Annotated in this window: 24 protein-coding genes; 9 read left to right on the top strand and 15 right to left on the bottom strand. The window is 62.4% G+C overall.

Annotated features, from left to right (window positions below; translation table 11 throughout):
- The first annotated feature begins 194 nt into the window (after positions 1-194).
- From uvrA to H6979_11565, 3 genes are all read left to right on the top strand, one after another.
- The gene (gene uvrA, locus H6979_11575; protein MCP5140481.1) at positions 195-3,035 is read left to right on the top strand and encodes an excinuclease ABC subunit UvrA; all 2,841 of its coding nucleotides are present in this window, start codon (positions 195-197) and stop codon (positions 3,033-3,035) included.
- A gap of 168 nt (positions 3,036-3,203) precedes the next feature.
- The gene (locus H6979_11570) at positions 3,204-3,554 is read left to right on the top strand and encodes a helix-turn-helix domain-containing protein (GenBank protein ID MCP5140480.1); all 351 of its coding nucleotides are present in this window, start codon (positions 3,204-3,206) and stop codon (positions 3,552-3,554) included.
- The gene (locus H6979_11565; GenBank protein MCP5140479.1) at positions 3,551-4,858 is read left to right on the top strand and encodes a type II toxin-antitoxin system HipA family toxin; all 1,308 of its coding nucleotides are present in this window, start codon (positions 3,551-3,553) and stop codon (positions 4,856-4,858) included. The genes H6979_11570 and H6979_11565 overlap by 4 nt, the downstream gene beginning before the upstream one ends.
- Positions 4,859-4,904: 46 nt before the next feature.
- Here H6979_11565 and H6979_11560 read toward each other — a convergent pair whose 3' ends face one another.
- On the bottom strand, positions 4,905-5,549 hold the full coding sequence (locus tag H6979_11560; protein MCP5140478.1) for a hypothetical protein: 645 nt from the start codon (positions 5,547-5,549) through the stop codon (positions 4,905-4,907).
- Positions 5,550-5,908: 359 nt separating this feature from the next.
- Here H6979_11560 and H6979_11555 point away from each other — a divergent pair, with 359 nt between their 5' ends.
- Genes H6979_11555 through H6979_11545 form a run of 3 tightly spaced genes read left to right on the top strand, consistent with a single transcriptional unit; the run spans position 5,909 to position 9,800 of the window.
- Entirely contained in the window at positions 5,909-6,874 is a 966-nt protein-coding gene (locus tag H6979_11555) for a magnesium and cobalt transport protein CorA (GenBank protein ID MCP5140477.1), read from the top strand.
- A gap of 24 nt (positions 6,875-6,898) precedes the next feature.
- Positions 6,899-7,729: a DUF1295 domain-containing protein gene (locus H6979_11550; GenBank protein MCP5140476.1), complete on the top strand. Its 831-nt coding sequence runs from the start codon at positions 6,899-6,901 to the stop codon at positions 7,727-7,729.
- A 13-nt stretch (positions 7,730-7,742) separates the two neighbouring features.
- On the top strand, positions 7,743-9,800 hold the full coding sequence (locus tag H6979_11545; GenBank protein ID MCP5140475.1) for a hypothetical protein: 2,058 nt from the start codon (positions 7,743-7,745) through the stop codon (positions 9,798-9,800).
- 13 nt (positions 9,801-9,813) lie between these two features.
- Here H6979_11545 and H6979_11540 read toward each other — a convergent pair whose 3' ends face one another.
- The gene (locus H6979_11540; GenBank protein MCP5140474.1) at positions 9,814-10,263 is read right to left on the bottom strand and encodes a putative toxin-antitoxin system toxin component, PIN family; all 450 of its coding nucleotides are present in this window, start codon (positions 10,261-10,263) and stop codon (positions 9,814-9,816) included.
- Entirely contained in the window at positions 10,256-11,260 is a 1,005-nt protein-coding gene (trpS, locus tag H6979_11535) for a tryptophan--tRNA ligase (GenBank protein MCP5140473.1), read from the bottom strand. Before trpS ends, H6979_11540 begins: the two co-directional genes overlap by 8 nt.
- Positions 11,261-11,399: 139 nt before the next feature.
- On the opposite strand from trpS, the gene pepQ reads away from it, so the two are divergent.
- The 3 genes from pepQ to H6979_11520 are packed head-to-tail and all read left to right on the top strand — an operon-like array spanning position 11,400 to position 17,006.
- Positions 11,400-12,725, top strand: a complete 1,326-nt coding sequence (pepQ, locus tag H6979_11530) for a Xaa-Pro dipeptidase (GenBank protein ID MCP5140472.1) — start codon at positions 11,400-11,402, stop codon at positions 12,723-12,725.
- Between the two features lie 13 nt (positions 12,726-12,738).
- Entirely contained in the window at positions 12,739-13,848 is a 1,110-nt protein-coding gene (locus tag H6979_11525) for an efflux RND transporter periplasmic adaptor subunit (GenBank protein ID MCP5140471.1), read from the top strand.
- A 23-nt stretch (positions 13,849-13,871) separates the two neighbouring features.
- Positions 13,872-17,006, top strand: a complete 3,135-nt coding sequence (locus H6979_11520) for an efflux RND transporter permease subunit (GenBank protein MCP5140470.1) — start codon at positions 13,872-13,874, stop codon at positions 17,004-17,006.
- A gap of 60 nt (positions 17,007-17,066) precedes the next feature.
- Here H6979_11520 and rplQ read toward each other — a convergent pair whose 3' ends face one another.
- From rplQ to rplF, 12 genes are all read right to left on the bottom strand, one after another.
- Positions 17,067-17,558, bottom strand: coding sequence for a 50S ribosomal protein L17 (gene rplQ / locus H6979_11515; GenBank protein MCP5140469.1), 492 nt, complete (start codon positions 17,556-17,558; stop codon positions 17,067-17,069).
- 59 nt (positions 17,559-17,617) lie between these two features.
- On the bottom strand, positions 17,618-18,622 hold the full coding sequence (gene rpoA / locus H6979_11510) for a DNA-directed RNA polymerase subunit alpha (protein MCP5140468.1): 1,005 nt from the start codon (positions 18,620-18,622) through the stop codon (positions 17,618-17,620).
- A gap of 26 nt (positions 18,623-18,648) precedes the next feature.
- A complete protein-coding gene (rpsD, locus tag H6979_11505) occupies positions 18,649-19,275 on the bottom strand; it encodes a 30S ribosomal protein S4 (GenBank protein ID MCP5140467.1) in 627 nt (208 codons plus the stop codon).
- 11 nt (positions 19,276-19,286) lie between these two features.
- Positions 19,287-19,727 (bottom strand): 30S ribosomal protein S11, encoded by a 441-nt coding sequence (gene rpsK, locus H6979_11500; GenBank protein MCP5140466.1) that lies wholly within the window; start codon positions 19,725-19,727, stop codon positions 19,287-19,289.
- Between the two features lie 65 nt (positions 19,728-19,792).
- Positions 19,793-20,149, bottom strand: coding sequence for a 30S ribosomal protein S13 (gene rpsM, locus H6979_11495; GenBank protein ID MCP5140465.1), 357 nt, complete (start codon positions 20,147-20,149; stop codon positions 19,793-19,795).
- A gap of 28 nt (positions 20,150-20,177) precedes the next feature.
- Complete coding sequence (gene rpmJ / locus H6979_11490; GenBank protein ID MCP5140464.1) at positions 20,178-20,291, bottom strand: 50S ribosomal protein L36; 114 nt, start codon at positions 20,289-20,291, stop codon at positions 20,178-20,180.
- 24 nt (positions 20,292-20,315) lie between these two features.
- Entirely contained in the window at positions 20,316-21,659 is a 1,344-nt protein-coding gene (gene secY, locus H6979_11485) for a preprotein translocase subunit SecY (protein ID MCP5140463.1), read from the bottom strand.
- Positions 21,660-21,682: 23 nt separating this feature from the next.
- Positions 21,683-22,111 carry a 50S ribosomal protein L15 gene (rplO, locus tag H6979_11480; protein ID MCP5140462.1) on the bottom strand — a complete coding sequence of 143 codons (429 nt, stop codon included), beginning with the start codon at positions 22,109-22,111 and terminating at the stop codon, positions 21,683-21,685.
- Positions 22,112-22,128: 17 nt separating this feature from the next.
- Positions 22,129-22,317 (bottom strand): 50S ribosomal protein L30, encoded by a 189-nt coding sequence (gene rpmD, locus H6979_11475; protein ID MCP5140461.1) that lies wholly within the window; start codon positions 22,315-22,317, stop codon positions 22,129-22,131.
- 44 nt (positions 22,318-22,361) lie between these two features.
- Positions 22,362-22,868: a 30S ribosomal protein S5 gene (gene rpsE / locus H6979_11470; protein ID MCP5140460.1), complete on the bottom strand. Its 507-nt coding sequence runs from the start codon at positions 22,866-22,868 to the stop codon at positions 22,362-22,364.
- A gap of 23 nt (positions 22,869-22,891) precedes the next feature.
- Entirely contained in the window at positions 22,892-23,245 is a 354-nt protein-coding gene (rplR, locus tag H6979_11465; GenBank protein ID MCP5140459.1) for a 50S ribosomal protein L18, read from the bottom strand.
- Positions 23,246-23,289: 44 nt separating this feature from the next.
- Positions 23,290-23,823 carry a 50S ribosomal protein L6 gene (gene rplF, locus H6979_11460; protein MCP5140458.1) on the bottom strand — a complete coding sequence of 178 codons (534 nt, stop codon included), beginning with the start codon at positions 23,821-23,823 and terminating at the stop codon, positions 23,290-23,292.
- Positions 23,824-23,846 lie beyond the last annotated feature (23 nt).

Raw genomic sequence — 23,846 nt, 5'->3', positions numbered from 1 at the left:
ACGCCGGCTGGCATGCATTCGTCCATGGCCACATTGTAAGCAGGGCCACCCCAAAAGCCATCCGGATTTCTGGTCATATCCTTATGCAATGCAAGGTAGCCGCACGCCGGCCGAATCAGGGGGCCGGTTTGGGTTGCGCCCGCCCCGCCCCGTATAGTTAGCGGTTCACTCCCGACCGGCCCTGTCCCTTGGCAATGCAGTACATCAGCATCCGCGGCGCGCGGACCCACAATCTCCGCAATCTGGACCTGGACCTGCCCAGGGACCGGCTGATCATCATTACCGGCCTGTCGGGCTCCGGAAAGTCCTCGCTGGCTTTCGACACGATCTATGCCGAGGGCCAGCGCCGCTACGTGGAGTCCCTGTCGGCCTATGCCCGTCAGTTCCTGTCGATGATGGACAAGCCTGACGTGGACCATATCGAGGGCCTGTCGCCGGCCATCTCCATCGAGCAGAAGACCGCCTCCCACAACCCGCGCTCCACGGTCGGTACGGTCACCGAGATCTATGACTACCTGCGGCTGCTGTTTGCCCGCGCCGGCACCCCGCGCTGCCCGACCCACGGCCGCGACCTGCTGGCCCAGACGGTCAGCCAGATGGTGGACCAGGCGCTGGCCCTGCCCGAAGGGACGCGCCTCATGCTGCTCGCCCCGGTCGTACAGGCGCGCAAGGGCGAACACATGCAGCTGCTGGCGGAACTGCGTACCCAGGGCTATGTGCGCGCCCGCATCGATGGCGCGCTCTGCGAACTCGACGACCCACCGAAGCTCGACCTGCGTCGCAAACATACGATCGAAGTCGTCGTCGACCGCTTCAAGGTGCGCGAGGACGTCAAGCAGCGTCTTGCCGAGTCCTTCGAGACGGCGCTGAAGCTCGCTGATGGCGTGGTACGCGTAGCGCCGATGGATCCGGACACAGCGGACGCGCCGGCCGAGATGCTGTTCTCCGACCGCTTCGCCTGTCCGGTCTGCAGCTTCAGCATTGCCGAACTCGAGCCGCGGCTGTTCTCCTTCAACAACCCGGCCGGCGCCTGTCCGAGCTGCGACGGTCTGGGCGTCAAGCAGTTCTTCGATGCCGAACGCGTGGTTCGCTATCCTGATCTGAGCCTGGCCGGCGGCGCAATCCGCGGCTGGGACCGGCGCAATGCCTGGTATTTTTCGATGTTGCAGAGCCTGGCAAAGCACTACAAGTTCGACAGCGAGTTGCCCTACAGCGAATTGCCGGAACGCATCCGTGAAATCCTGCTCCACGGCAGCGGCGAAGAAAGCATCCAGTTCAGCTACACCACCGGCAACGGCGCCAGCATCCGTCGCAAGCACCCCTTCGAAGGCATTCTGCCCAATCTCGAACGCCGCTATCGCGAAACAGATTCCGGCATGGTGCGCGAAGAACTCGCCAGGTTTCTCAGCAGCCAGCCCTGTCCGGAGTGCGCGGGCACGCGCCTGAATACGGCAGCGCGCCATGTCTATGTGAGCGACAAGTCGATCGCGGCGGTGACCACGATGTCGGTGGCACATGCGCTGGAGTTCTTCCAGAACCTGCAACTCGAGGGTTGGCGCGGCGAGATCGCCGCCAAGGTGGTCAAGGAAATCCAGAATCGCCTGCGCTTTCTGGCCGACGTCGGTCTCGACTACCTGTCACTGGACCGCAGCGCTGAAACCCTGTCGGGCGGTGAAGGCCAGCGCATCCGGCTCGCGAGCCAGATCGGCTCGGGGCTCGTTGGCGTCATGTACATCCTCGATGAGCCGTCGATCGGGCTGCACCAGCGCGACAACCGGCGCCTGCTCGATACGCTGCTGCACCTGCGCGACCTCGGCAACACGGTGCTGGTGGTCGAGCACGATGAAGAAGCGATCGCCGCCGGCGATTACGTGGTCGACCTCGGACCTGGCGCCGGGGTACATGGCGGCCAGATCGTCGCCCAGGGCACGCCGGCAGAGATCATGGCCAATCCGGCCTCGATAACCGGCCAGTACCTGTCGGGACAAAAAAAGATCCCTATGCCTGCACGGCGCCAGCCGGTGGATGCGGCGCACTGGCTGGGCATCCGCGGTGCGCGTGGCAACAACCTGGACAATATCGACGTACGCATCCCGCTCGGCGTATTCACCTGCGTGACCGGTGTGTCGGGATCCGGCAAGTCCACGCTGGTCAATGACACCCTGCTGCTCTACACGGCCCAGCAACTCAACGGCAGCAGCGAAGCGCGGCACGCGCCCTGCGACGGTATCGACGGACTCGAGGCAGTGGACCGGGTGATCGACATCAGCCAGAGCCCGATCGGCCGCACCCCGCGCTCGAACCCCGCCACCTATACCGGCGTATTCACGCCGATCCGCGAACTGTTCGCCGCCACCCAGGAAGCGCGCTCACGCGGTTACAAGGCCGGCCGCTTCAGCTTCAACGTCAAGGGCGGACGCTGTGAAGCCTGCCAGGGCGACGGCGTGATCCGGGTGGAGATGCACTTCCTGCCCGATGTCTACGTGGCCTGCGATGTCTGCAAGGGCAAGCGCTACAACCGCGAGACGCTGGAGATCCGTTACAAGGGCAAGACCATCAGCGACATCCTCGACATGACCGTCGAAGATGCCCAGCCCTTCTTCGCTGCCGTGCCGATGATCGCGCCCAAGCTGCAGACGCTGCTGGATGTGGGGCTGTCCTATATCCGCCTCGGCCAGAACGCGACCACCCTGTCCGGCGGCGAGGCGCAGCGGGTGAAGCTCGCCAAGGAACTCTCCAAGCGCGCGACCGGCAACACGCTCTACATCCTCGACGAGCCGACCACCGGCCTGCACTTTCACGACATCGCGCAGCTGCTCGGCGTCCTGCAGAGATTGCGCGACCAGGGCAATACCATCGTGGTCATCGAACACAATCTCGATGTCATCAAGACCGCCGACTGGATCATCGACCTCGGGCCCGAAGGCGGCAATGGCGGCGGGAAACTGATCGCCGAGGGCACACCGGAAGACGTGGCCCGCAACAAGCGCTCATACACCGGACAGTATCTGGCTCCATTGCTGAAGAAGCGATGACCGGGGCCCATGCCACGTGCCCACTCGCAACAAGATACGAATACACCCCGTGAAAACTTATAAGTCGCATGTTATAACGACTTATCATGTACGAATATGAAAATATATCTCGTAATATATAGCGATATATAGTAATTTAAAGGCTTAATATCGTAATATATGGCGACTTTGAAAATATCCAGCTTGCTTACAGATGATGCGGCGCTGCACGAGATCGGCGAGCGTATTGCCGCGCGCCGGATCGATCTGCAGCTGACCCAGGCTGCCGTGGCCGAGCAGGCCGGCATTGCCAAGCGCACCCTCGAACGCATGGAAGCCGGCTATTCCTCGCAACTGTCCAGTCTGATCCGGGTGTTGCGGGTGCTCGATGCCCTGCCCGGTCTGGACAGCCTGATTCCCGAAACCGGCCCACGGCCCATGGATCTCCTGAAGCGCAAGAGCAAGGTGCGACAGCGGGCCTCGGGTCGACGCGCTGCCAGGCCGGCGAACAAGCCCTGGAGCTGGGACAAGGATGCATGAGCACGGTTGGCGAAGTCCGGCTGTGGGGCCGAACCATCGGCGCCGTCGCGCTGCAGGAAGGCGAGGAAGTCGCGGCATTTGAATACGACCCCGCCTTCGCGCAAAGCGGCATCCAGGTCGCACCGATTGCGATGCCGCTGTCCCGACAGGTGTATCGCTTCCCGGAGCTGTCCCGACAGACCTTTCTGGGCCTCCCCGGCCTGCTGGCTGACTCGCTGCCGGACAGGTTCGGCAACGCCTTGATCGATGCCTGGCTGGCCTCGCAGGGCCGGCAGCCGGCATCGTTCAACGCGGTGGAGCGACTTTGCTATACCGGTGAACGCGGCATGGGGGCGCTGGAATTTGCCCCCTCGATCGGCCCAAAGGCACGACAGACGAATCCCATCGAGATCGGGAAGCTCGTGGAGCTCGCGTCAGAGGTATTGACTCATCGAAACAAGCTGCAGGCTTCCTTTACCGACGCCGAGAAGGAGCATGCGCTGAGAGACATTCTGCGCGTGGGCACCTCCGCCGGTGGTGCAAGAGCCAAGGCGGTGATTGCCTGGAACCCTAAAACCAACGAAGTGCGGTCAGGCCAGGTGCAGGCCGCCAGGGGCTTCGAATACTGGCTGCTGAAATTCGACGGTGTCAGCGGCAACAAGGACAAGGAGCTGGAAGACCCGCAAGGCTACGGCATCATCGAGTATGCCTACGCCCTGATGGCGCGGGAGTGCGGCATCGACATCAGCGAGTGCCGCCTGTTTGAAGAGAATGGCCGGCGCCATTTCATGACGCGCCGTTTTGATCGCCTTGCCAGCGGGGAAAAACTGCATATGCAGTCGCTCTGTGCATTGGCGCACTATGATTTCAATCTGGCCGGCGCCTACAGCTACGAACAGGCGCTGCTCGTGATGCGCCAGTTGCAGCTACCCATGCAGTCCATCGAACAGCAGTTCCGGCGCATGGCCTTCAACATCGTGGCCCGCAATCAGGACGACCACGTGAAGAACATCGCTTTCCTGATGAACAAATCAGGCGAGTGGTCGCTCGCGCCGGCCTTCGACGTGACTTACAGCTTCAATCCCTCGGGAGCATGGACGGCCAGCCACCAGATGACGATGAACGGCAAGCGGGACCGGTTCACCATGGACGACTTCAATGCCTGTGCCAGGTCCGCGTCGATGAAACGGGGTCGCGCAGCGACCATCGTTGCCGAGGTGCAGGCCACGGCATCGAAGTGGCGATCGTTTGCCGAGCAAGCCGGCCTGCCGGAGGCGGTCTACGAGAAGATACAGCGGAGCCTGAATTTGCAGCCGTTTGCGTGAGACGGCCACGAAGAGACTCGCGTCGCAAACGCTGCTGTCCCAGCTTTCACCCCACCGCCTTCCAGATCCACCAAGCGCCCACCGAAATGCTGCCAAGTCCTGCGAATCGGCTGATGGCCCGGGCCCAGTTCGATGAAGCCGCAGATGCGCGGCGAAACGCCAGCGCCGCCAGCAGCGCATATGCGGTCATCGCGATGATGGTACCGGCGCCGAATGCCAGCAGGTAAGCCAGCCCCACCGCCCAGGGCTCCATCATCGTGACCGGCACCAACGCCACCACCGCACTGGTGCCAGCCAGTCCGTGCATGAGACCGACCATCGTCATTCCGCGCTTGCCGTGGTCATGATCGTGGTGATCGTGCCCGTCCGAAGAGTGTGCCGACGCGCGAAAATCCAGGTTGCGAGCGCCACGCATGACCCAGACACCAACCGCGACGAGGAGCGCGCCGACCAATGCCTCGCCCAGCGCATCGCAACTGACCGGCCAGCGGAGTCCCGTCGCGATGAGGATGCCTCCGGCGACCAACACGGCGATCGAGTGCCCCAGGCCCCAGCGAAGACCAAACCCGGCAGCATTGCGGAGCGCGGGACGCGTGCTGACAAAAGCGGTAACGGCAATCATGTGATCCACCTCGATGGCATGAGCCAGTCCGAGGAGAAATGCCGTGCTGAGTACGACCTCTGAATTCATCTGGATCCTCGACTGCGAGAAATGCGGGAATAGCCATATTGGCGGCCGTTCGCGTGAAGTGACAGGGATATTTGGCTTAGTATCCGAACCGATATGAGCGATCCCATCAACCAGCAGCCGATCGCGCGCACCATAGGCCGCCGCCAAGTGCGCGAAGGCGGGGCGCTTGGCCCGGCGAATCGCGAAGCAATGGCGCAGTTTGCGCAATACCGGACACGCGGGCCGGATTGAAATACCGGGGATTGCCGCTGCCCGGGAAGCCCTGAAACAGGCCACGCGATGCTGGCGCAGCATGCTGAATGGATTGCAAGGCCTATGCGATACTCACCCCATCCCCGCCCCGACAAGGAAAGGCCGCGATGATCGTCAACTGCATCGCTTACCGCGCTGGTAAAAGCCTCGGCGACATCTCCATCGATGCCATCAGCGATGTACTCAAGGAGCCCCACACCCTCGTCTGGCTCGGCGTGCATGAACCGGACAACCAGCTGTTGCGCAAGGTGCAGGAAGAGTTCTCGCTGCACGATCTCGCCATCGAAGATGCCCAGCACGCGCATCAGCGACCCAAGATCGAGGCCTATGCCGACTCGCTGTTCATCGTCGTCGAGACCGCACAGCTGGACCACCACGAGGTGCGCTTTGGCGAAACGCATCTGTTCGTGGGCCGTAACTTCATCATCACCATCCGGCATGGCGCCTCGGTGAGCTACGCGCCGGTCCGCCAGAAGTGTGAGGCTTTCCCGAATCGTCTCGCACTCGGCCCGGGGTTTGCGCTCTACTCGATCATCGATTTCGTGGTGGACAATTACCAGCCGGTCGCTGAAAGCCTGCAGGCACGCTTCGAGGAACTCGAACTGGATATCTTCGAGAAGTCCTTCGACCGTGAGGCCATCGCCGACCTGTACCGGCTCAAGGGCGAACTCATCAAGTTGCGCAATGCCGTCCTGCCGATCAACGACATCAGCAGCCAGCTGATCCGTTTTCACGAAGACGTGGTGCGCAAGGAACTGCGACCCTATTTCCGCGATATCGAAGACCATGTGAGCCGGATCATCAAGATGACCGACACGGTGCGGGAAATGCTCACCACTGCCATCCAGGTGAACCTGGCACTGGTCACCGTCGGCCAGAACGAAGTCGTGAAGCAGCTGGCCGGCTGGGGCGCCATCCTCGCCATCCCCACGGTGGTATTCAGCATGTACGGCATGAACTTCCACGTCATGCCGGAGCTCCACGCACGCTGGGGTTATCCGCTGGTCGTCGGGATCACGCTGACGGCCTGCGCACTGCTGTTTCGCCGCCTGCGCCGCGCCGACTGGCTCTGACAGAACCCATCCCGGAGAGACCCCATGCACGGCCCGCTGCGCATCATTTTTTCAATCACGCTGCTGTTGATGTGGGCCATCTTTGGCCTGTCTCTGGCAAACGGCAGCTGGACGATGACCAACTGGCTGATGCTCGGCCTCGCACATCTGGGCTGTGCCGTGGTGTTCATCAACTTTGCCTACCTGTTCTCCTACGGCTACGCGCTCAGCATGCTGATCGTTCACCTGGCCATACTGGCGCTCAGGCCCTCTCTGGCTGCCGCATTGATTGCCGGGCTTGCTGCCATCTATGGCGCACGCCTGTGGCGCTTCGTGCACGTGCGCTACCGGGGCGCGTCGTATCGCCGGATCAAGGTTCGCGGTGACACAGCCGACGCCACTTTGCCGGTGGCGCTGCGGCTCTACCTGTGGATCGCCGTGAGCTGGCTGATGACCTTCACGGCAATGACTGCCTGGCGTGTATCCGAAAGCGGCGTGCTGACACCGTGGATCGTGGCCGGTGCGCTGATCATGCTGGCCGGCCTGTTGCTGGAAACTGTTGCCGACCAGCAGAAGCAGGCCGGCAAGGCCCGCAATTCAGACAGCTTTGTCATCGACGGGCTCTACCGGCGCATCCGGCATCCCAATTATCTGGGCGAGATGGTCTTTCAGATCGGACTGATGGTGGCGTGCATCGGCTCGGCACAGAACTGGCTCGAATATGCCGCGTGCCTGATCGGCCCGACCTATATCGTGATCCTGATGTACTACGCGGGTCTCGGTGCCGATGAACAGCAACAGCAGCGCTACGGCGCAGACCCCGCCTACGGGCAATACCGGCAGCGCTCCGGTGCATTTCTGCCCGGCAAGGGCTAGGAAATTCACACTCTTGACGACAACAAATTCCACGATCCCTGCCGCCGCACTGGCCGTCCTTCTGCTGCTCGGAGGCTGCGGCGGAGGCGGATCGTCGGAATCCCCGGCGCCCCCGATCGTCGTCACCAGCCTCCTCGACTCTGCGACGCCTCCGGCGGGCATGACGACGCTCCGCTCGGCACTGGCGCTGGCCGCACCGGGCCAGCCGATCACCTTCGATGCAGCGCTCGATGGCGGCACGATCGCGCTGTCGATCGTCGCCAATGAACACACGATACTGAAGGGCGAGGTGATGGGCATCCGCAATGAGCCCAGCGGCCCCGTCTCGTACCTGATCGGGTACTTCGACCGGGATTACGGTCGATCGGCTCTCGAAGCGCGAAAGAATGTAGTCATCGATGCCTCGAGTCTGCCGCGGGGCATAACGATTGCGTGGACCGGAGGGGACCAGCCCGGCGCACGGGTGCTGGCCGTCGACGGCAATCTCACCCTCACGAACGTCTCGGTCACCGGAGGCAGTAGCGTCGCGGAGGCGATCTCGGTCACGTCTCCATACCCCCAGCCATGGACGCTGGCTCGCGGCGGTGCGCTGGCCGTCTGGGGCACGGCACGGCTCGTGAATTGCACGCTTTACGACAACCACGTCCGCGGTGATTTCGACTCGTCGCGGGATCGCGGCGCGTTCGGCGGTGCAGTCTATGCGGACCTCGTGGAGATGCAGGGTTGTGTTGTCAGCGGCAACTCGGTGCTGGGCGGCGGTGCCGCAGGCGGCGGTGTCTATTCCGTCGGCGGTGCCGGGCACTCGGGGACGAGATCGACGATTGACCAGTCCACGATCAGCGGCAACCGCATCAGCGGCCTGTTCACCTACGGAGCCGGCGTGTATTCGGACGGCGGCAGCATCGGCAACCAGAACAGTCTGGAGCTGACCAACAGCACCATCGCGAGAAATCTCGCCGAGCCCGCACCGGGACTGCCCGGATTCCTTCTGGCGATGGGCTACTGGCGCGGCGGCGGCGTCTACATGTCGAACGGTTACCTCGAGATCCAGAACTGCACGATCGTCGAGAATGAAGTCCGTGGCGTACCCCGCACGGACAGCCTGGGCCGGCGCAATCTCGCGGGCGGTATTGCAGCGACAGTCGGCAATGCGCACGCCACCGAGGACCTGATCATCGGCGACTCGATCGTCGCGGGAAACACGGTGCAGGAGGTCGGTGGGAGCCGCTACGCGCAGGATATCTACACCGGGTCGCTGTTCTACTTCCGCAGTGCGGGCTACAACCGGATCGGTGCACTCGATTTCAGCCAAATCCTCGTTCCGGTCGGCGAGCCCGGTTGGGCGTCGCTGAGCCGCAAGCATTACCCCCAGACTGGTGACGCCGCCGGTGTCGCCTTGACCGACGTCATCGACATGACTGGCGGGATCGCCCGATCGAACACGATCATTTCCGTTGGTACCGACCGGGGCGAGCTGGCGGTGCTGCATTACGCGCCGCAGGGCAACGCTCTCTGGCAGGTCCCGACGTCGGCCTGGCAGATCGAAGAAACTCTCGGCGAATACTCCGTCACGGCTGGTGCCGAGGACAACTTCCTCGAGATCGTGCTCAGCCGACTGGAGAATCGCTACACGCTGCCCGGCTTCGCCGCCGCCTTCCAGGCCGATTTCGAAGCGTTCCTGCAGTCAGTCGATTCGGATTCCGCGACACCTGGAGTGCAGCCCTACACCGATACCTCGGGCGCTCCGATCCAGACACTCGCCGCCACCCGGTTCTTTGGCCCGGCCCGGACCTGGCCACAGCAACTCGAGAACCATCCGTACATCGAGTTCTGGCACCGACTCGACATCGCGCTCGCCGCAGCATCGATTCCGGACCTCGGGCCAGAGTTGCTCGGGGATGCAGCATGGCGCGGGCTCTTCTCGACCGGCCACCTCAACGAGAATCCGGGCATCAACGTGACGATCAGCACGCGGCCGCGACTGACCGTCACGCCACTGCGCGTCGACCAGCTCGGTCGCGCCCGACCCTCGAACTCACCCGCCGATATCGGCGCGATCGAGGTGCCATGAGCGCACAGGCGCTTCAATGTCCGGGTTGCGCACGGAGTGGCGCATCGGCAGCGAGCCGCGCCCAGCTTTCCGGCGTGACGATCAACAGCCCCTGACGGCGGGTCTTGCGTGCCAGCTTGAGCAGATCGCGGTCCCTGGTGATCAGCCAGCCGGCCTGTGTCGAGAAAGCGAGATCCAGGAACTTCTGATCCAGCGGGTCGCGACACACCCAGGGCGCGGCATGAATCGCTTCCACCCGTGATGCCGTTGCCTGCCAGTTCTCAAGCAGCCGGGTCTGGCGTTCCGGCTCTACCGAGAACAGCCCTGGTCGGGCCAGGACCTCGGCGAACTCGGCATCTGTCGCAGCAGAGCGGACCGGTTGCAGCTGGCCGGCCGCAAACGCCGCGTGCAGGGGCTCGACGACGGGATCCCGGAACAGCCAAAGGGCCAGCAGCACATTGGTATCGACGACAGCTTTAACCAACCGGACGCAGACCTACCGCGTGGCGCAGTTCCTTCATGAACGGCACCGAGAGGCTGCGCGCACGTTCGGCACCTTCCTTCAACACACGTTCCACATACCCCGGATCAGCGATCAGCTTTTCATAGTTGCCGCGCGCTTCAGCCAGATGGGCGTCCAGATACTCGAACAGCTCTTTCTTGAGATCGCCCCAGCCGGCCCCCTCGGCATAACGACGGGCCAGCGCAGCGGTCTCTTCCGGCGTGGCGAAAGCCTGATAGATCTCGAACAGGGTTGAGCCCGCAGTTTCCTTGGGCTGGCCGGGCTCCAGCGAGTTGGTCTTGATGCGCATGATCAGCTTTCTGAGCTGGTTCGCCGGCACGAACAGCGGAATGGTGTTGTTGTAGCTCTTGCTCATCTTGCGGCCGTCGAGTCCGCTGAGTACCGCGGTATTCGGCGCGATAACCGCCTCGGGCAGCACGAAATGCTCACCGAACAGATGGTTGAAGCGCTGGCCGATGTCGCGCGCCATCTCCACATGCTGCTTCTGGTCCCTGCCGACCGGCACCCGGTGCGCCTTGAACATCAGGATGTCGGCGGCCATCAGTACCGGATAGGAGAACAGCCCCATGGTGATGCCCTTGTCCGGGTCCGCATCGCCGGCTTCCTGGTTGGCCTGCACCGCCGCCTTGTAGGCGTGGGCGCGATTCATCAGTCCCTTGGCGGTGATCGTGGTCAGCAGCCAGGTGAGTTCCGGAATTTCGGGGATATCCGACTGGCGATAGAAAACCGACCTGCTGGTATCGAGCCCGAGCGCCAGCCAGGTCGCCGCCACTTCCAGGCTGGACTTCTGCAGCGCCTCGGGATCCTGGTTTTTGACCAGCGCGTGATAGTCGGCGAGGAAGTAGAAAGATTGCACATCGCTGCGCCGGCTGGCGGCAATTGCCGGCCGGATTGCGCCGGCATAGTTGCCCAGATGCGGTGTGCCCGTGGTGGTTATGCCGGTGAGATGGGTTTCCATGATGTTCATATGATGCCGGAGTTCAGCAGCGCTGTTAAATCCGTGCGCAGCGGCGACCGATGCCGGAGCTGCCGTATGACGCCACTGCTATATATTGATTCCTTGGGCCACTATCGCTTCATTCGGGGAACCAGCCAGCATGCCGTCCTCATCCAGACTCTACGCCGCACACATCAAGAGCCTTTGTCAGCGCTACGATCGCGCGCTCCAAACCGGCGGCTTCGACGCCGTGCTGATCGGTGCCGGCCAGGCGCCGCCGGTCCACCGTGATGACCAGCACTACCCCTACCGCGCAGAGCCGCTGTTCCTGCAGTGGGCGCCACTGCTCGCGCATCCGGGCTCCGCCCTCCTGTACCGGCCGGGCAGGAAACCGCTGCTGCTGATCCTGGAACCGGTGGACTACTGGCACCAGCCGGCGCCCGTGCCCCGCGGACCCTGGCAGCGTGCGCTCGATATCCGCGTATTCGAGAAGCCCGCCGATCTGCGACGCCACCTGCCGCGCGCGGAAAAAGCGCTGGCTCTGCTCGGCGATCCCGCACAGTGGCGGGGACTGGCCATCGGTGGACGCAGGAATCCCCGGTCGCTGCTGGTACATCTCGATTACGACCGCGCCTGCAAGACGGCATGGGAGGTTCATTGCATCGAGCGGGCCACGGCGCAGGCGCTGGCAGGTCATCGGGCTGTGCACACTGCCTTTGATGCCGGGCTCAGCGAGTTTGAAATGGGCCTCATGTTTCTCGCCGCCTGCGGCCAGAGCGATGCTGAACTGCCCTACCCGGCCATCGTGGCGATGAACCGGAACGGCGCCACGCTGCATTACCAGCATCGCGACCGGCAACGCCTGCCGGCGCGCGAGCGCCACAGCCTGCTGCTTGACGCCGGATCCAGCGTCGCCGGCTATGCGTCCGACATCACCCGGACCTACGCCGCCCGACGCGGTGAATTCGCGGCCATGGTGCGGGACATGGACCGCACCCAGCAGCAGCTGTGCGCGCAGGTACGCCCCGGGGTGTCCTTCCCGGCGCTTCAGCTGAGCGCATTTACGGCGCTGGCCGGACTGCTGTCCCGCTGGGAACTGGTTCGCCTGTCTGCCGAGGAAATGGTGGAGCGACGCATTATCGACAGTTTCATGCCACACGGACTCGGTCATCTGCTTGGCCTGCAGGTCCACGATGTGGGCGGCGACCTGGCGAGTCCACTGGGGCGCACGCTGCCACGACCGAAGCGTTTTTCGCGCTTGCGGCTCACCCGCATGCTGGAACCCGGTATGGTGGTGACGATCGAGCCCGGCATCTACTTCATCGACTCGCTGCTGGCCAGATTGAAGAAGAGCCGCCACAGCCGGCAGGTGGACTGGAAGAAGGTTGCCGGGCTGCGCCGCTACGGCGGCATCCGTATCGAGGATAATGTGCTGGTCACCGCAGATGGCCACAGAAACCTGACGCGTGAAGCAGAAACCACTTGAACCAGGATCGCCCGTGACGCAAAACAACAACATGCCGGGCCGGCCTCGCGCCGGCAGCCGGACCTTGGCCCCTCTTGCAAGACTGATACCGGCGCTGCTGCTCGGCCTGCTGGCGGCCTGCGGTTCACGGTCCGATCAGGCGGATGGAAGCCGCAGCGGTGCGTCCGGGTTCGGTGCCGGGACACCTGTAACGGTCATTGCCCGGCGACTGGAGCCGCAATCCTTCATCGACCGTTACACGGCGCTCGGCACGGCACAGGCGAACGAGTCCATTGAGGTCACCGTCCGTTCCAGCAGCGTCGTCACGCGTATCGGCTTTCGTGAAGGCCAGCCGGTGAAGGCGGGGCAGATGCTGGTCGAGCTGGACACGCGGCAGGAAGCGGCCAGCCTCAGCCTCGCCGAAGCGCAGCTGAAGCAGGCCGAAAGCCAGTACCAGCGCAGTCAGGCCCTCGCAGCCACCCAGGTCGTATCGGCAGCCGACCTCGACCAGCTCGAAGCAAACCTGGCGGTCGCCAGAGCACAGGTGCGTGGTGCCCGGGCGCGGCTCGACACGCTGTCGGTCAAGGCGCCCTTCGCCGGCGTGGTCGGTCTGCGCAAGGTCAGTCTCGGTGACCTGGTCAGCCCGGATACCGTGATCACGACGCTCGATGATGTCAGCACGATCAAGCTCGGCTTCTCGGTTCCTGAGACCTTCATGGATACCGTCCATACCGGCATGCCGATCTCGGCTGCCACCACCGTTTATCCGGACCGGCAGTTTTCCGGCGAGGTGACGAGCATCGATTCCCGCGTCGATCCGGTCACGCGCTCGGTTGCCGTGATCGCCACCCTGCCCAATGCCGGGGGCGCACTGAAGCCCGGCATGTTCATGACCGTCAGCCTCGAAAAGCACCGCGACAAGGTGCTGCTGATCGCCGAAGAAAGCCTGATGCCGCGCGAAGGCCGCCAGTACGTTTTCGTCATCGAAAACGGCAAGGCCGCGGAGCGCGAAGTCCTGCTCGGCGGACGCACACCCGGCTTCGCCGAGATCCGTAGCGGCCTCGATGCGGGCGCGCTCGTGGTCACCGAGGGCACCCAGCGTCTGCACGAGGGCACACCGGTCAGCGTGACGCCCGATGGCTGAGCGGACGCGGGGAACAAGCAAACATGATCCTGTCTGACATATCAGTACGCCGCCCGGTGCTCGCCGGAGTCCTGAGCCTGATCCTGGTCATTCTTGGCTTGCTCGCTGTCAGCCGGCTGGCTGTGCGCGAATTTCCCAACATCGATCCGCCGGTCGTGACCGTGACGACAACCTACCGGGGCGCATCGGCCGAGGTTGTCGAGCGCCGCGTCACGCAGGTCATAGAGGATCAGATTTCGGGCATCGCCGGCGTGCAGAAGCTCACCTCGAGCAGCCAGGACGAGCGTTCGAACATCGTGATCGAGTTCGGCCTGGATCGCGACCCGGACGGTGCCGCCAACGATGTCCGCGAACGCGTGTCGCGGGTGCAGAAGCAGTTGCCCGATGGCGCGAATCCGCCCGAGATCACCAAACAGGATCAGGGCATGGACGCCACCCTGTATATCGGCGTGGACAGCCGGACACGCACGTTGATGGATCTCACCGACTACGCCGACAGAAACCTCGTCGACCGGTTGTCCGCCGTTGACGGCGTCGCCACGATCCGCCTGGCCGGCGCGCAGAAGACGGCCATGCGCATCTGGCTCGATCGCGATGCGCTCGCCGCCCGCGGGCTCACCGTGGAAGACGTGGAAAACACGCTAAGGAGAGAAAACGTCGAGCTGCCGGCGGGACGCATCGAGTCGCGGCAGCGCGAATTCTCGCTGCGCACGGCGACAGGCCTGGACAAGGTCGAGGACTTCGCGGCACTGGTTATCGGCCGCGGCAGCGACAATTACCTCACCCGGCTTGGCGAAGTGGCCGATGTACGCATCGAACCCGAGGACGCACGCTTCGTCTCGCGCTCGAACGGCATGGCGGGCATCAGTCTCGGCATCGTGCCGCAGGCGAACGCCAATATCCTGCAGGTCAACCGGGCTGTGCTGGCCGAGGTAGACCGGCTGCAGGACAGCCTGCCCGACGACCTGACAGTATCCACCAGTATCGATTTTTCACGCTTCATCGAGGAGTCGATGCGCGAGGTGGTCAAGGTACTTTTTGAAGCCCTGCTGCTGGTACTGGTGGTGATCTTCGCCTTTGTGGGCTCGCTGCGGGCGACGATCATCCCGGCCCTGACGATTCCTGTGGCGATCATCTCGGCCTTTATCGTCATGGCCGCACTGGGCTACACCATCAATACACTGACCTTGCTCGGCCTGGTGCTGGCCATCGGCCTGGTCGTCGATGATGCGATCGTCGTGCTCGAAAATATCGTGCGGAAAATGGAACTCGGTCGTCCGCCCCTGCTTGCGTCCATCGAAGGCAGTCGGGAGATCGGTTTCGCCGTGGTCTCGACCACGGCGGTACTGGTGGCCGTATTCGTACCGATCTCGTTCATGCCCGGCAATGTCGGACGCCTGTTCGGCGAATTCGGCATCTCCCTGGCAGCGGCCATTGCGGCATCGGGCCTTGTTGCCCTGACACTGGTACCGATGCTGACTTCAATACTTTATGCCGGCGGTGTGCGGCGGGGACGGCTGGCGACCTGGCTTGATGGTGTGTTCCAGCGGCTCACCGGAGCCTACCGGGCCTCACTCACGCGATTCATCCGGCTGCCCCGCGTTGCCGTCGTGCTGCTCGCACTGGTCGCAGTACTCGGCACTGTACTGTTCAGGAGCCTGCCCGGCGAATATGCGCCGGCCGAAGACCGCAACATGATGCTGATGACGATACGCGGCCCGGAAGGCGCATCGCCGGAGTATATGGACCGTCAGGTGCGGGTGATCGAGGGCCTGCTGAAGCCCTACGTCGAATCCGGTGATATCAAACGTGTGGTTTCCCGCACCGGCATGTGGGGCAGCGGTGGCGATGTAAATACGGCCTTCATCTATATGCCCCTGGTATCACGGGCCGAAAGGCAGCGCTCGGCCCAGGAACTCTCGGCCGAAATCCGCAAGCTGGTTGACAGGCTGCCGGGTGCCGTCGCCATGGTATTTCTGCCGCCGAGTCTGGCGATACGCTCCAGTGGCAGCGGACTGGCGGTGATACTCAGTGGCACCAGCTATGAAGACCTGAGCGACTGGCAGGACCTGATCATCAACAAGGTCAACGAAGAGAACCCGCGCATACTCGGCATGCGCTCGGACTTTTTTCCGGGAAAGCCGAAAATCCGGATTGCGATTGATCGGGATCGTGCTGCCGATCTCGGCGTTTCGCTGCAGACCATTGGCAATACGCTGGAAACGATGCTCGGGTCGAGGATCGTCACCAGTTTTGTCGAACGTGGCGAAGAGTACAACGTGATATTGCAGGGTGCGGCCCAGGACCGCGCCACGCCATCGGATCTGCAGAATATCTACGTGCGTTCGGATCGCTCGCCGCAGCTGATACCACTCGCGAGTCTGGTCCGGCTCGAGGAGGTCGCGGGTCCGAAGGAACTGAAGCGCTTCAATCAGTTGCGCTCGGTGACGCTGAGCGCGAGTCTGGCACCTGGCTATTCCATTGGCGAGGCCGTGAGCTACATGGAGCAGCTGATCGCCACGGAGCTGCCGCCAGAGGCGAAGATCGATTTTGACGGCGAGGCCCGCGAGTACAAGCAGTCGGGGAACGCGATCTACCTGACTTTCGGTTTTGCGATGATCGTGGTGTTCCTGATTCTCGCCGCGCAGTTCGAGAGCTTCAGGCATCCGCTGATCATCATGCTGACGGTACCGATGGCGATCACCGGCGGACTGGTTGGCCTCTGGGCATTCGGATCGTCGGTCAACGTCTACAGCCAGATCGGTGCGATCATGCTGATCGGACTGGCGGCAAAGAACGGCATCCTGATCGTTGAATTCGCCAATCAGCTGCGCGACCGGGGTACGGAGTTCTACGCGGCGATCATTTCGGCCGCCAGCATCCGTTTGCGCCCGGTGCTGATGACCAGCCTGTGTACGGCCTTCGGGGCCATCCCGCTGATTGCAGCTACCGGTGCCGGCACCGAATCGCGACGCACTCTTGGCGCTACGGTGTTTTTCGGCGTGACGATCTCGGTATTTCTGACCCTCTACCTGATTCCCGCGATTTACGTGTTGCTGGCGCGCAAGACGCAGTCGCCGGAGCATGTCAGTCGGGAGATCGAGCGCCTGCAGAGGGATGAGCCGGAGTCGCAGCCGGAATCAGCCACCGCACGCTGAAACAGGGCGGGACTTCAGGCCGGCAGGAGAAACGGCGGCCCTGAACGGGCCGCCCGTTGATCAGGCAGCGGCAGCCTTCCTGGCGGCCTTCTTGCGGGGCTTGGCAGCGGTCTTCGCTTCAGCCTTCGGCTTGGCGGCCGCCTTCTTCGCAACTTTCTTCCGACCCTTCGGCTCGGGTGCCGCATCAGCAGGCGCAGCGCGGTCGGTCAGCATGACCAGCGCCATCGGCGCACAGTCACCGGCGCGATAACCCATCTTCAGAATTCGCAGATAGCCACCCGGCCGGCTCTTGAAGCGAGGACCGAGTTCGTTGAACAGCTTGCCCACCGAGGTCCGGTCGCGCAACCGCGAGAAAGCCAGACGACGGCGTGCCAGCCCGTCTTCCTTCGCCAGCGTGATCAGGGGCTCGAGGACGCGGCGCAGTTCCTTCGCTTTCGGCACAGTCGTACGGATGGTCTCCTCGCAAATCAGCGAAGCGGCCATATTGCGGTACATGGCTGTCCGGTGGCTGCTCTTTCTGCCGAGCGCACGGCCGGCCTTACGGTGCATCATGGTGACAAATTCCGTTAAATCTTCAGATTCGCCGGATCAATACCGATCCGGGCGTTTACTCAGGCAGCCTGGTCGTCGTGCTTGAGCAGGCCAGGCGGCGGCCAGCTCTCGACACGCATGCCCAGGGACAGCCCATGGCTTTCCAGGACTTCCTTGATTTCGGTAAGCGACTTCTTGCCGAGGTTCGGCGTCCGCAGCAACTCGACTTCAGTGCGCTGAACCAGGTCCCCGATGTAGTTGATGTTCTCCGCCTTGAGGCAGTTCGCCGACCGCACCGTCAGCTCGAGTTCATCAACCGGACGCAGCAGGATCGGCTCGATCTGCGATTCGGTAGTCGAAGCAGCGGCTTCATCCTGACCACGCAGCTCGAGGAACACATCGAGCTGATCCTTGAGGATCGTGCCGGCACGCCGGATCGCGTCCTCCGGATTGATGGTGCCGTTGGTCTCCACGTCAAGCACCAGCTTGTCGAGGTCCGTGCGCTGCTCCACGCGGGCCGCTTCAACGGTATAGGTAACCTTGCGCACGGGGCTGAATGACGCGTCGAGGCGCAGATGCCCGATGGTGGCGGTGGTCTGCCCCTCGGCATCAACCTGCTGGGTAGCAGCCCGGTAACCGCGGCCACGCTCGACAGTCAGCAGGATCTTCAGTTCGCCGGCATTGGTGAGGTTGGCAATCACGTGCCGCGGGTTGACGACTTCCACATCGTGATCAGTGGTGATGTCACCCGCCGTAACCGGACCAGGGCCCTTGCGATGCAGGGTCAGTTCAACACGGTCGCGGGCGTGCATGCGCAACGCGACACCCTTGAGGTTGAGCAGGATTTCAACGACGTCTTCCTGCACGCCCTCGATGCTGGTGTACTCGTGGAGTACACCTTCGATTTCCGCCTCGACGATGGCGGCACCTGGCATGCTCGACAGCAGAACGCGACGCAGGGCATTACCCAGGGTATGACCGAAACCACGCTCAAGGGGTTCAATCACGATACGGGCGCGGTTGCCGGTCTCGGCCTGCACGCGAACGTTACGCGGCTTCAGAAACTCACTGATTGATGGTTGCATATGCGAACCCACTCTTGATTGACTGATTACTTGGAATACAACTCGACGACGAGGTTCTCGTTCACGTCGGGCAGGATATCTTCCCTGGCCGGCAGGGACTTCAGGGTTCCGGTCATGGTCTTGTCGTCGACCAGGACCCATTCCGGGAAGCCGACCTGGCTGGCCATGGCGATGGCGTTCTTGATCCGCGGCTGCTGCCTCGAGCGCTCACGCACCTCAACGATGTCGCCGGCCGAAACCTGGTACGAAGCGATATTGACAACCTTCTTGTTGACCAGGATCGCGCAGTGACTCACCAGCTGACGGGCCTCCGCACGCGTGGAACCAAAGCCCATCCGGTAGACCACGTTGTCCAGGCGACCCTCGAGAAGCTTGAGGAGGTTCTCACCGGTCGAACCCTTCATCTGCGACGCCTTGTGATAGGTGATGCGGAACTGCCGTTCCAGCACCCCGTACATGCGTCGCAGCTTCTGCTTTTCACGCAACTGGAGACCGTAACCCGAGAGGCGGGATTTCTTGGTCGCCTGCTGCTTGGTTCCCGGAGGCGTTTCCAGCTTGCACTTGGTCTCAAGTGGTTTGATGCCACTCTTCAGGAACAGGTCTGTACCTTCCCGGCGGGCAAGCTTGCAAGTCGGTCCACGATATCTGGCCATTACTCTTACCTTTAAACGCGCCGCTTCTTCGGCGGACGACAGCCGTTGTGCGGAATGGGCGTGATGTCTTCGATATTGCCGATACGAAAACCCACACCATTGAGTGACCGGACCGCTGATTCACGTCCCGGGCCCGGACCGCTGACCAGCACTTCCAGCGCCTTGACGCCATACTCCAGAGCGGCCTGACCGGCGCGCTCTGCAGCAACCTGGGCGGCAAACGGCGTGCTCTTGCGTGAGCCCTTGAAACCACAACTGCCAGCCGTTGCCCAGCTCAGCGTATTGCCCTGCCGGTCGGTGATCGTCACGATCGTATTGTTGAACGTGGAATGGATATGGGCGATGCCGTCGACGACATGCCGCTTGCCCTTCTTCCGCGCCTTGGTGGCAGCCGCAGCGGCAGTTTCCGCTTCGGGGGTCGGGGTATCTGGTGTTTCGGGTTCTTGTGCCATAAATCTCTCTGTAAACCTGTCGTGGCAGGCGCCATCACCGTCAGCCGGTGATGACTACCGTCCAGCTATCTTCTGATTGCCCGGCGCGGACCTTTGCGGGTCCTCGCATTGGTACGCGTGCGCTGCCCTCGCATCGGCAATCCCTTGCGATGGCGGATGCCCCGGTAACAGCCGAGATCCATGAGACGCTTGATGCTCATGGACACTTCCCGGCGCAGATCACCCTCGACCGGAAACCGCGCGATCTCGCCACGGATCCGTTCGACTTCGGGCTCGGTGAGGTCTTTCACCTTGACGTCCGGCGCAATGCCGGATGCCTCGCAGACATCGAGGGCACGCTGCCGCCCAACGCCGAAAATATGCGTTAACGCAATCCCCACATGCTTGTTGGGGGGGATGTTGATGCCCGCTATACGTGCCATTACACCTGCTCTCCAGTAACCGGAGCCATTAACCCTGGCGCTGCTTGTGACGGGGATCGCTGCAGATCACCCGTACCACGCGATTACGCCGAACGATCTTGCAGTTCCTGCAGATCTTCTTTACTGATGCCCGGACTTTCATATATCTACTCCTGTGGCCAGCTTCTTAACGGATCTGGCCAGCTCGTCCAATGCCGCTGAAATTGGCCTTCTTCAGCATGCTGTCGTATTGATGGGACATCGTGTGCGCCTGAAGTTGCGCCATGAAGTCCATCGTGACTACCACGATGATCATCAGCGAGGTTCCGCCGAAATAGAACGGTACCCGCCAGTAGAGAATCATGAACTCCGGCAGCATACATACCGCCACAACATAGAGGCCGCCCCAGAAGGTCAGCCGTGTGAGCACCTTGTCGATGTACTCGGAAGTCTGCTGCCCGGGCCGGATGCCGGGAATAAATGCGCCGCTCTTCTTCAGGTTGTCGGCTGTCTCGCGGGAATTAAACACCAGCGCCGTATAGAAGAAGCAGAAAAACATGATCATGCTGGCATACAGCATGATGTAGATCGGTTGACCCGGCGAGAGTTCCGCAGAAAGCGTCTGCAGCCAGCCGAAGCCCTGGGTGGTACCAAACCAGCCGGCGATTGTAGCCGGAAACAGGATGATGCTGGAGGCAAAGATTGGCGGGATGACGCCCGACATGTTGATCTTGAACGGCAGATGGCTGGACTGGCCGGCATAAACCCGACGCCCCTGCTGGCGGCGCGCATAGTTGACGGTAATCCTGCGCTGGCCGCGCTCCATGTACACCACGAACGCGGTGACCGCAATCACGAGCAGAACGAGGATGAGCGCGATTGCCGGGTTCATCTCCCCGGTATTCACGAGCTCAAGGGTGCCGCCGATGGCCGCCGGCAGACCGGAAATGATGCTGGCCAGAATGATCATCGAAATGCCGTTGCCCAGACCGCGCTCGGTGATCTGCTCACCAAGCCACATCAGGAACATCGTCCCGGTAACCAGCGTGATCGCAGCCGTAAAGACAAAATTGGGACCTGGATTGATCACGACTGACTGATTCTGCAGCGCGACAGCCGCGCCGATCGACTGCACAAGAGCCAGCCCGACCGTGCCAAAACGCGTGTACTGCGTCAGCTTGCGGCGCCCCGACTCGCCTTCCTTGCGCAACTGGCTCAACTGCGGGATGACCATACCGGCCATCTGCACAATAATCGAAGCCGAGATATAGGGCATCACGCCCAGCGCAAAAATGCTCAGCCGCGAAAGCGCTCCACCGGAGAACATGTTGAACATCGCGAGGATCGTGCCGGACTGCTGCTCAAAGAAGCGCGCCAGGGCTTGCGGGTCGATACCGGGGACGGGAATAAAGGTGCCGATCCGGTAGACCACGAGTGCGCCAAGCAGGAAAAACAGGCGCTTGCGCAACTCGGTGAAGCGCGGGGCTTCGCCGAGAGTTGCCGCAGGATTTGCCTTTCCGCCTTTTGCCACGATGTGTTCCGTCAGTCCTGCAATTATTCTTCGATGCTGCCGCCAGCCGCTTCAATGGCCTTGCGGGCACCCGGCGTGACCTTGATGCCACGCACCTTTACTGCCTTGGCGATCTTGCCGGAGCTGATCACCTTGGCCTTTTCGGCTTCCCGCGACACGATACCGGCATCCTTGAGGCTGGCCAGATCGATGATCTCTGCCTTCACGCGCTCGAGTTCATGCAAACGGACTTCAGCCGTCGTGCCAATCATCTGCGACACGAAGCCGATCTTCGGCAGCCGCCGTTGCAGCGGCATCTGACCGCCTTCGAAGCCGACCTTGTGATAACCGCCGGCGCGGGCCGACTGCCCCTTGTGCCCACGGCCACATGTCTTGCCCTGGCCGGCGGAACTGCCGCGACCAACGCGTTTCGGCGCCTTTCTCGATCCAGGCTTAAGCGTGTTCAGCTTCATATCTGCTTCCTTGTCTCTCAGGCCTGCTCGACACGCAACATATAGGCGATGCGATTGACCATGCCGCGATTCTCGGGCGTGTCATCGACCAGAACCGAGTGGTGCATCCGCCGCAGCCCGAGACCTGAAACGCAGGCCCGATGCTTCGGGAGACGACCAAACTTGCTCTTTACGAGCGTAACTTTCAGCTGCTTGGACTTTGCCATTGGCGCACCGTTTCCTTGAACCCGGAATTCCTGGTCAACTCGACTCAGGCGCCGGTGATTTCCGCCAGAGTCTTGCCGCGCTTGGCCGCAATCGTCTCGGGCGAGTACATGTCACTGAGCGCGTTCATCGTGGCGCGCACCACATTGATCGGATTACGTGAGCCGTAGCTCTTGGCCAGCACGTTGCGTACGCCGGCACACTCGAACACCGCACGCATCGCACCACCCGCGATGATTCCGGTACCGTCAGAGGCGGGCTGCATGTAAACACGGGTCGAACCGTGGTTGCCGGTGCGCGCATAGAAGAGCGTGTCCTTCTTCAGCGCCACGGTGCGCAGATTGCGACGTGCGGCCTGCATGGATTTCTGGATTGCGGCGGGCACTTCACGCGCCTTGCCGTAACCGAAGCCAACCTTGCCCTTGCCATCGCCAACGACCGTCAGAGCGGTAAAGCCGAACTGGCGGCCGCCCTTGACGACCTTGGCCACACGGTTAACCGCAACGAGCTTCTCGAGATAGTCATCGCCTTCACCCGAGCGGCCCTGGCCCAAACCTTCCTGTCTACGCGCCACTGTCAGAACTCCAAGCCGTTTTCGCGAGCCGCTTCAGCCAATGCCTTGACGCGCCCGTGATACTGAAAACCGGATCGGTCGAACGCCACACGCGTGACGCCAGCCGCCTTTGCCTTTTCGGCTATCGACCGGCCAACCACTGCCGCGGCGGCGATGTTGCCGGTGCCGTCGAGCGCTTCGCGCACGTCCTTTTGCAAGGTCGATGCCGAAACCACCACCGTACCGCCATCGGGTCCGATGATCTGCGCATACATGTGCCGCGGAGTCCGGTGAATCGTGAGCCGGGCAATGCCGAGCTCGCGGATCTTCGCCCGGGATCGCCGTGCACGTCTCAGTCTGTTGTCGTTCTTGGTCATAGCGCCTCTGAAGCAAGGGGTGTTGGATCAACTCAATCCGGCACCTATTTCTTCTTCGCCTCCTTCAGCACAACTCGTTCTGTGGAATACCGCACACCCTTGCCTTTGTAGGGCTCGGGCGGACGATAACTGCGGATATCAGCGGCGACCTGGCCGACCTGATGCTTGTCCGCACCCTTGATAAGGATCTCGGTCTGGCTCGGCGTATCGATGGTGATGCCATCGGGAACCGCATAGGCCACCGGATGGGAAAAGCCCAGCGTCAGATTGAGCTTTTTGCCCTGCGCCTGGGCGCGATAGCCGACGCCGACCAGCTCCAGCTTGCGCTCGAACCCCTTGGAAACGCCTTCAACCATGTTGGCGAGCAGGGCGCGGGTGGTTCCCGCAATGGCCCATGCACGCTGCTCCGGCTTGCGGCTGGTGACATTGGCCTGATCGTCGGCAATGTTCACTTCCACATCGCCGCTGAGCGACAGACGCAGTTCGCCCTTCGGACCCTTGACCTTGACCGTGCCTGCCGCCTGGGTCATCTCGACCCCCTTGGGCAGCAGCACCGGCTTCTTTGCGACTCTGGACATCTAGTTCATCCCGGATTTGTATT

This window comes from Chromatiales bacterium, from assembly GCA_024234935.1.
Lineage (GTDB): Bacteria > Pseudomonadota > Gammaproteobacteria > Steroidobacterales.
The sequence above is the reverse complement of the archived record's forward strand: the minus strand, read 5'-3'. Positions and strand labels throughout refer to the sequence as shown.

What these genes read in the sequence shown, in the direction of transcription:
- rplQ (MCP5140469.1), bottom strand. Translation starts at nt 17,558, where the DNA reads ATGATGCACCGTAAGGCCGGCCGTGCGCTCGGCAGAAAGAGCAGCCAC.
- uvrA (MCP5140481.1), top strand. Translation starts at nt 195, where the DNA reads ATGCAGTACATCAGCATCCGCGGCGCGCGGACCCACAATCTCCGCAAT.
- rpsD (MCP5140467.1), bottom strand. Translation starts at nt 19,275, where the DNA reads ATGGCCAGATATCGTGGACCGACTTGCAAGCTTGCCCGCCGGGAAGGT.
- rplF (MCP5140458.1), bottom strand. Translation starts at nt 23,823, where the DNA reads ATGTCCAGAGTCGCAAAGAAGCCGGTGCTGCTGCCCAAGGGGGTCGAG.
- rpsM (MCP5140465.1), bottom strand. Translation starts at nt 20,149, where the DNA reads ATGGCACGTATAGCGGGCATCAACATCCCCCCCAACAAGCATGTGGGG.
- rpoA (MCP5140468.1), bottom strand. Translation starts at nt 18,622, where the DNA reads ATGCAACCATCAATCAGTGAGTTTCTGAAGCCGCGTAACGTTCGCGTG.
- pepQ (MCP5140472.1), top strand. Translation starts at nt 11,400, where the DNA reads ATGCCGTCCTCATCCAGACTCTACGCCGCACACATCAAGAGCCTTTGT.
- rpsK (MCP5140466.1), bottom strand. Translation starts at nt 19,727, where the DNA reads ATGGCACAAGAACCCGAAACACCAGATACCCCGACCCCCGAAGCGGAA.
- rpmD (MCP5140461.1), bottom strand. Translation starts at nt 22,317, where the DNA reads ATGGCAAAGTCCAAGCAGCTGAAAGTTACGCTCGTAAAGAGCAAGTTT.
- trpS (MCP5140473.1), bottom strand. Translation starts at nt 11,260, where the DNA reads ATGGAAACCCATCTCACCGGCATAACCACCACGGGCACACCGCATCTG.
- H6979_11555 (MCP5140477.1), top strand. Translation starts at nt 5,909, where the DNA reads ATGATCGTCAACTGCATCGCTTACCGCGCTGGTAAAAGCCTCGGCGAC.
- H6979_11550 (MCP5140476.1), top strand. Translation starts at nt 6,899, where the DNA reads ATGCACGGCCCGCTGCGCATCATTTTTTCAATCACGCTGCTGTTGATG.
- rplO (MCP5140462.1), bottom strand. Translation starts at nt 22,111, where the DNA reads ATGAAGCTGAACACGCTTAAGCCTGGATCGAGAAAGGCGCCGAAACGC.
- rpmJ (MCP5140464.1), bottom strand. Translation starts at nt 20,291, where the DNA reads ATGAAAGTCCGGGCATCAGTAAAGAAGATCTGCAGGAACTGCAAGATC.
- rplR (MCP5140459.1), bottom strand. Translation starts at nt 23,245, where the DNA reads ATGACCAAGAACGACAACAGACTGAGACGTGCACGGCGATCCCGGGCG.
- H6979_11520 (MCP5140470.1), top strand. Translation starts at nt 13,872, where the DNA reads ATGATCCTGTCTGACATATCAGTACGCCGCCCGGTGCTCGCCGGAGTC.
- H6979_11565 (MCP5140479.1), top strand. Translation starts at nt 3,551, where the DNA reads ATGAGCACGGTTGGCGAAGTCCGGCTGTGGGGCCGAACCATCGGCGCC.
- H6979_11560 (MCP5140478.1), bottom strand. Translation starts at nt 5,549, where the DNA reads ATGAATTCAGAGGTCGTACTCAGCACGGCATTTCTCCTCGGACTGGCT.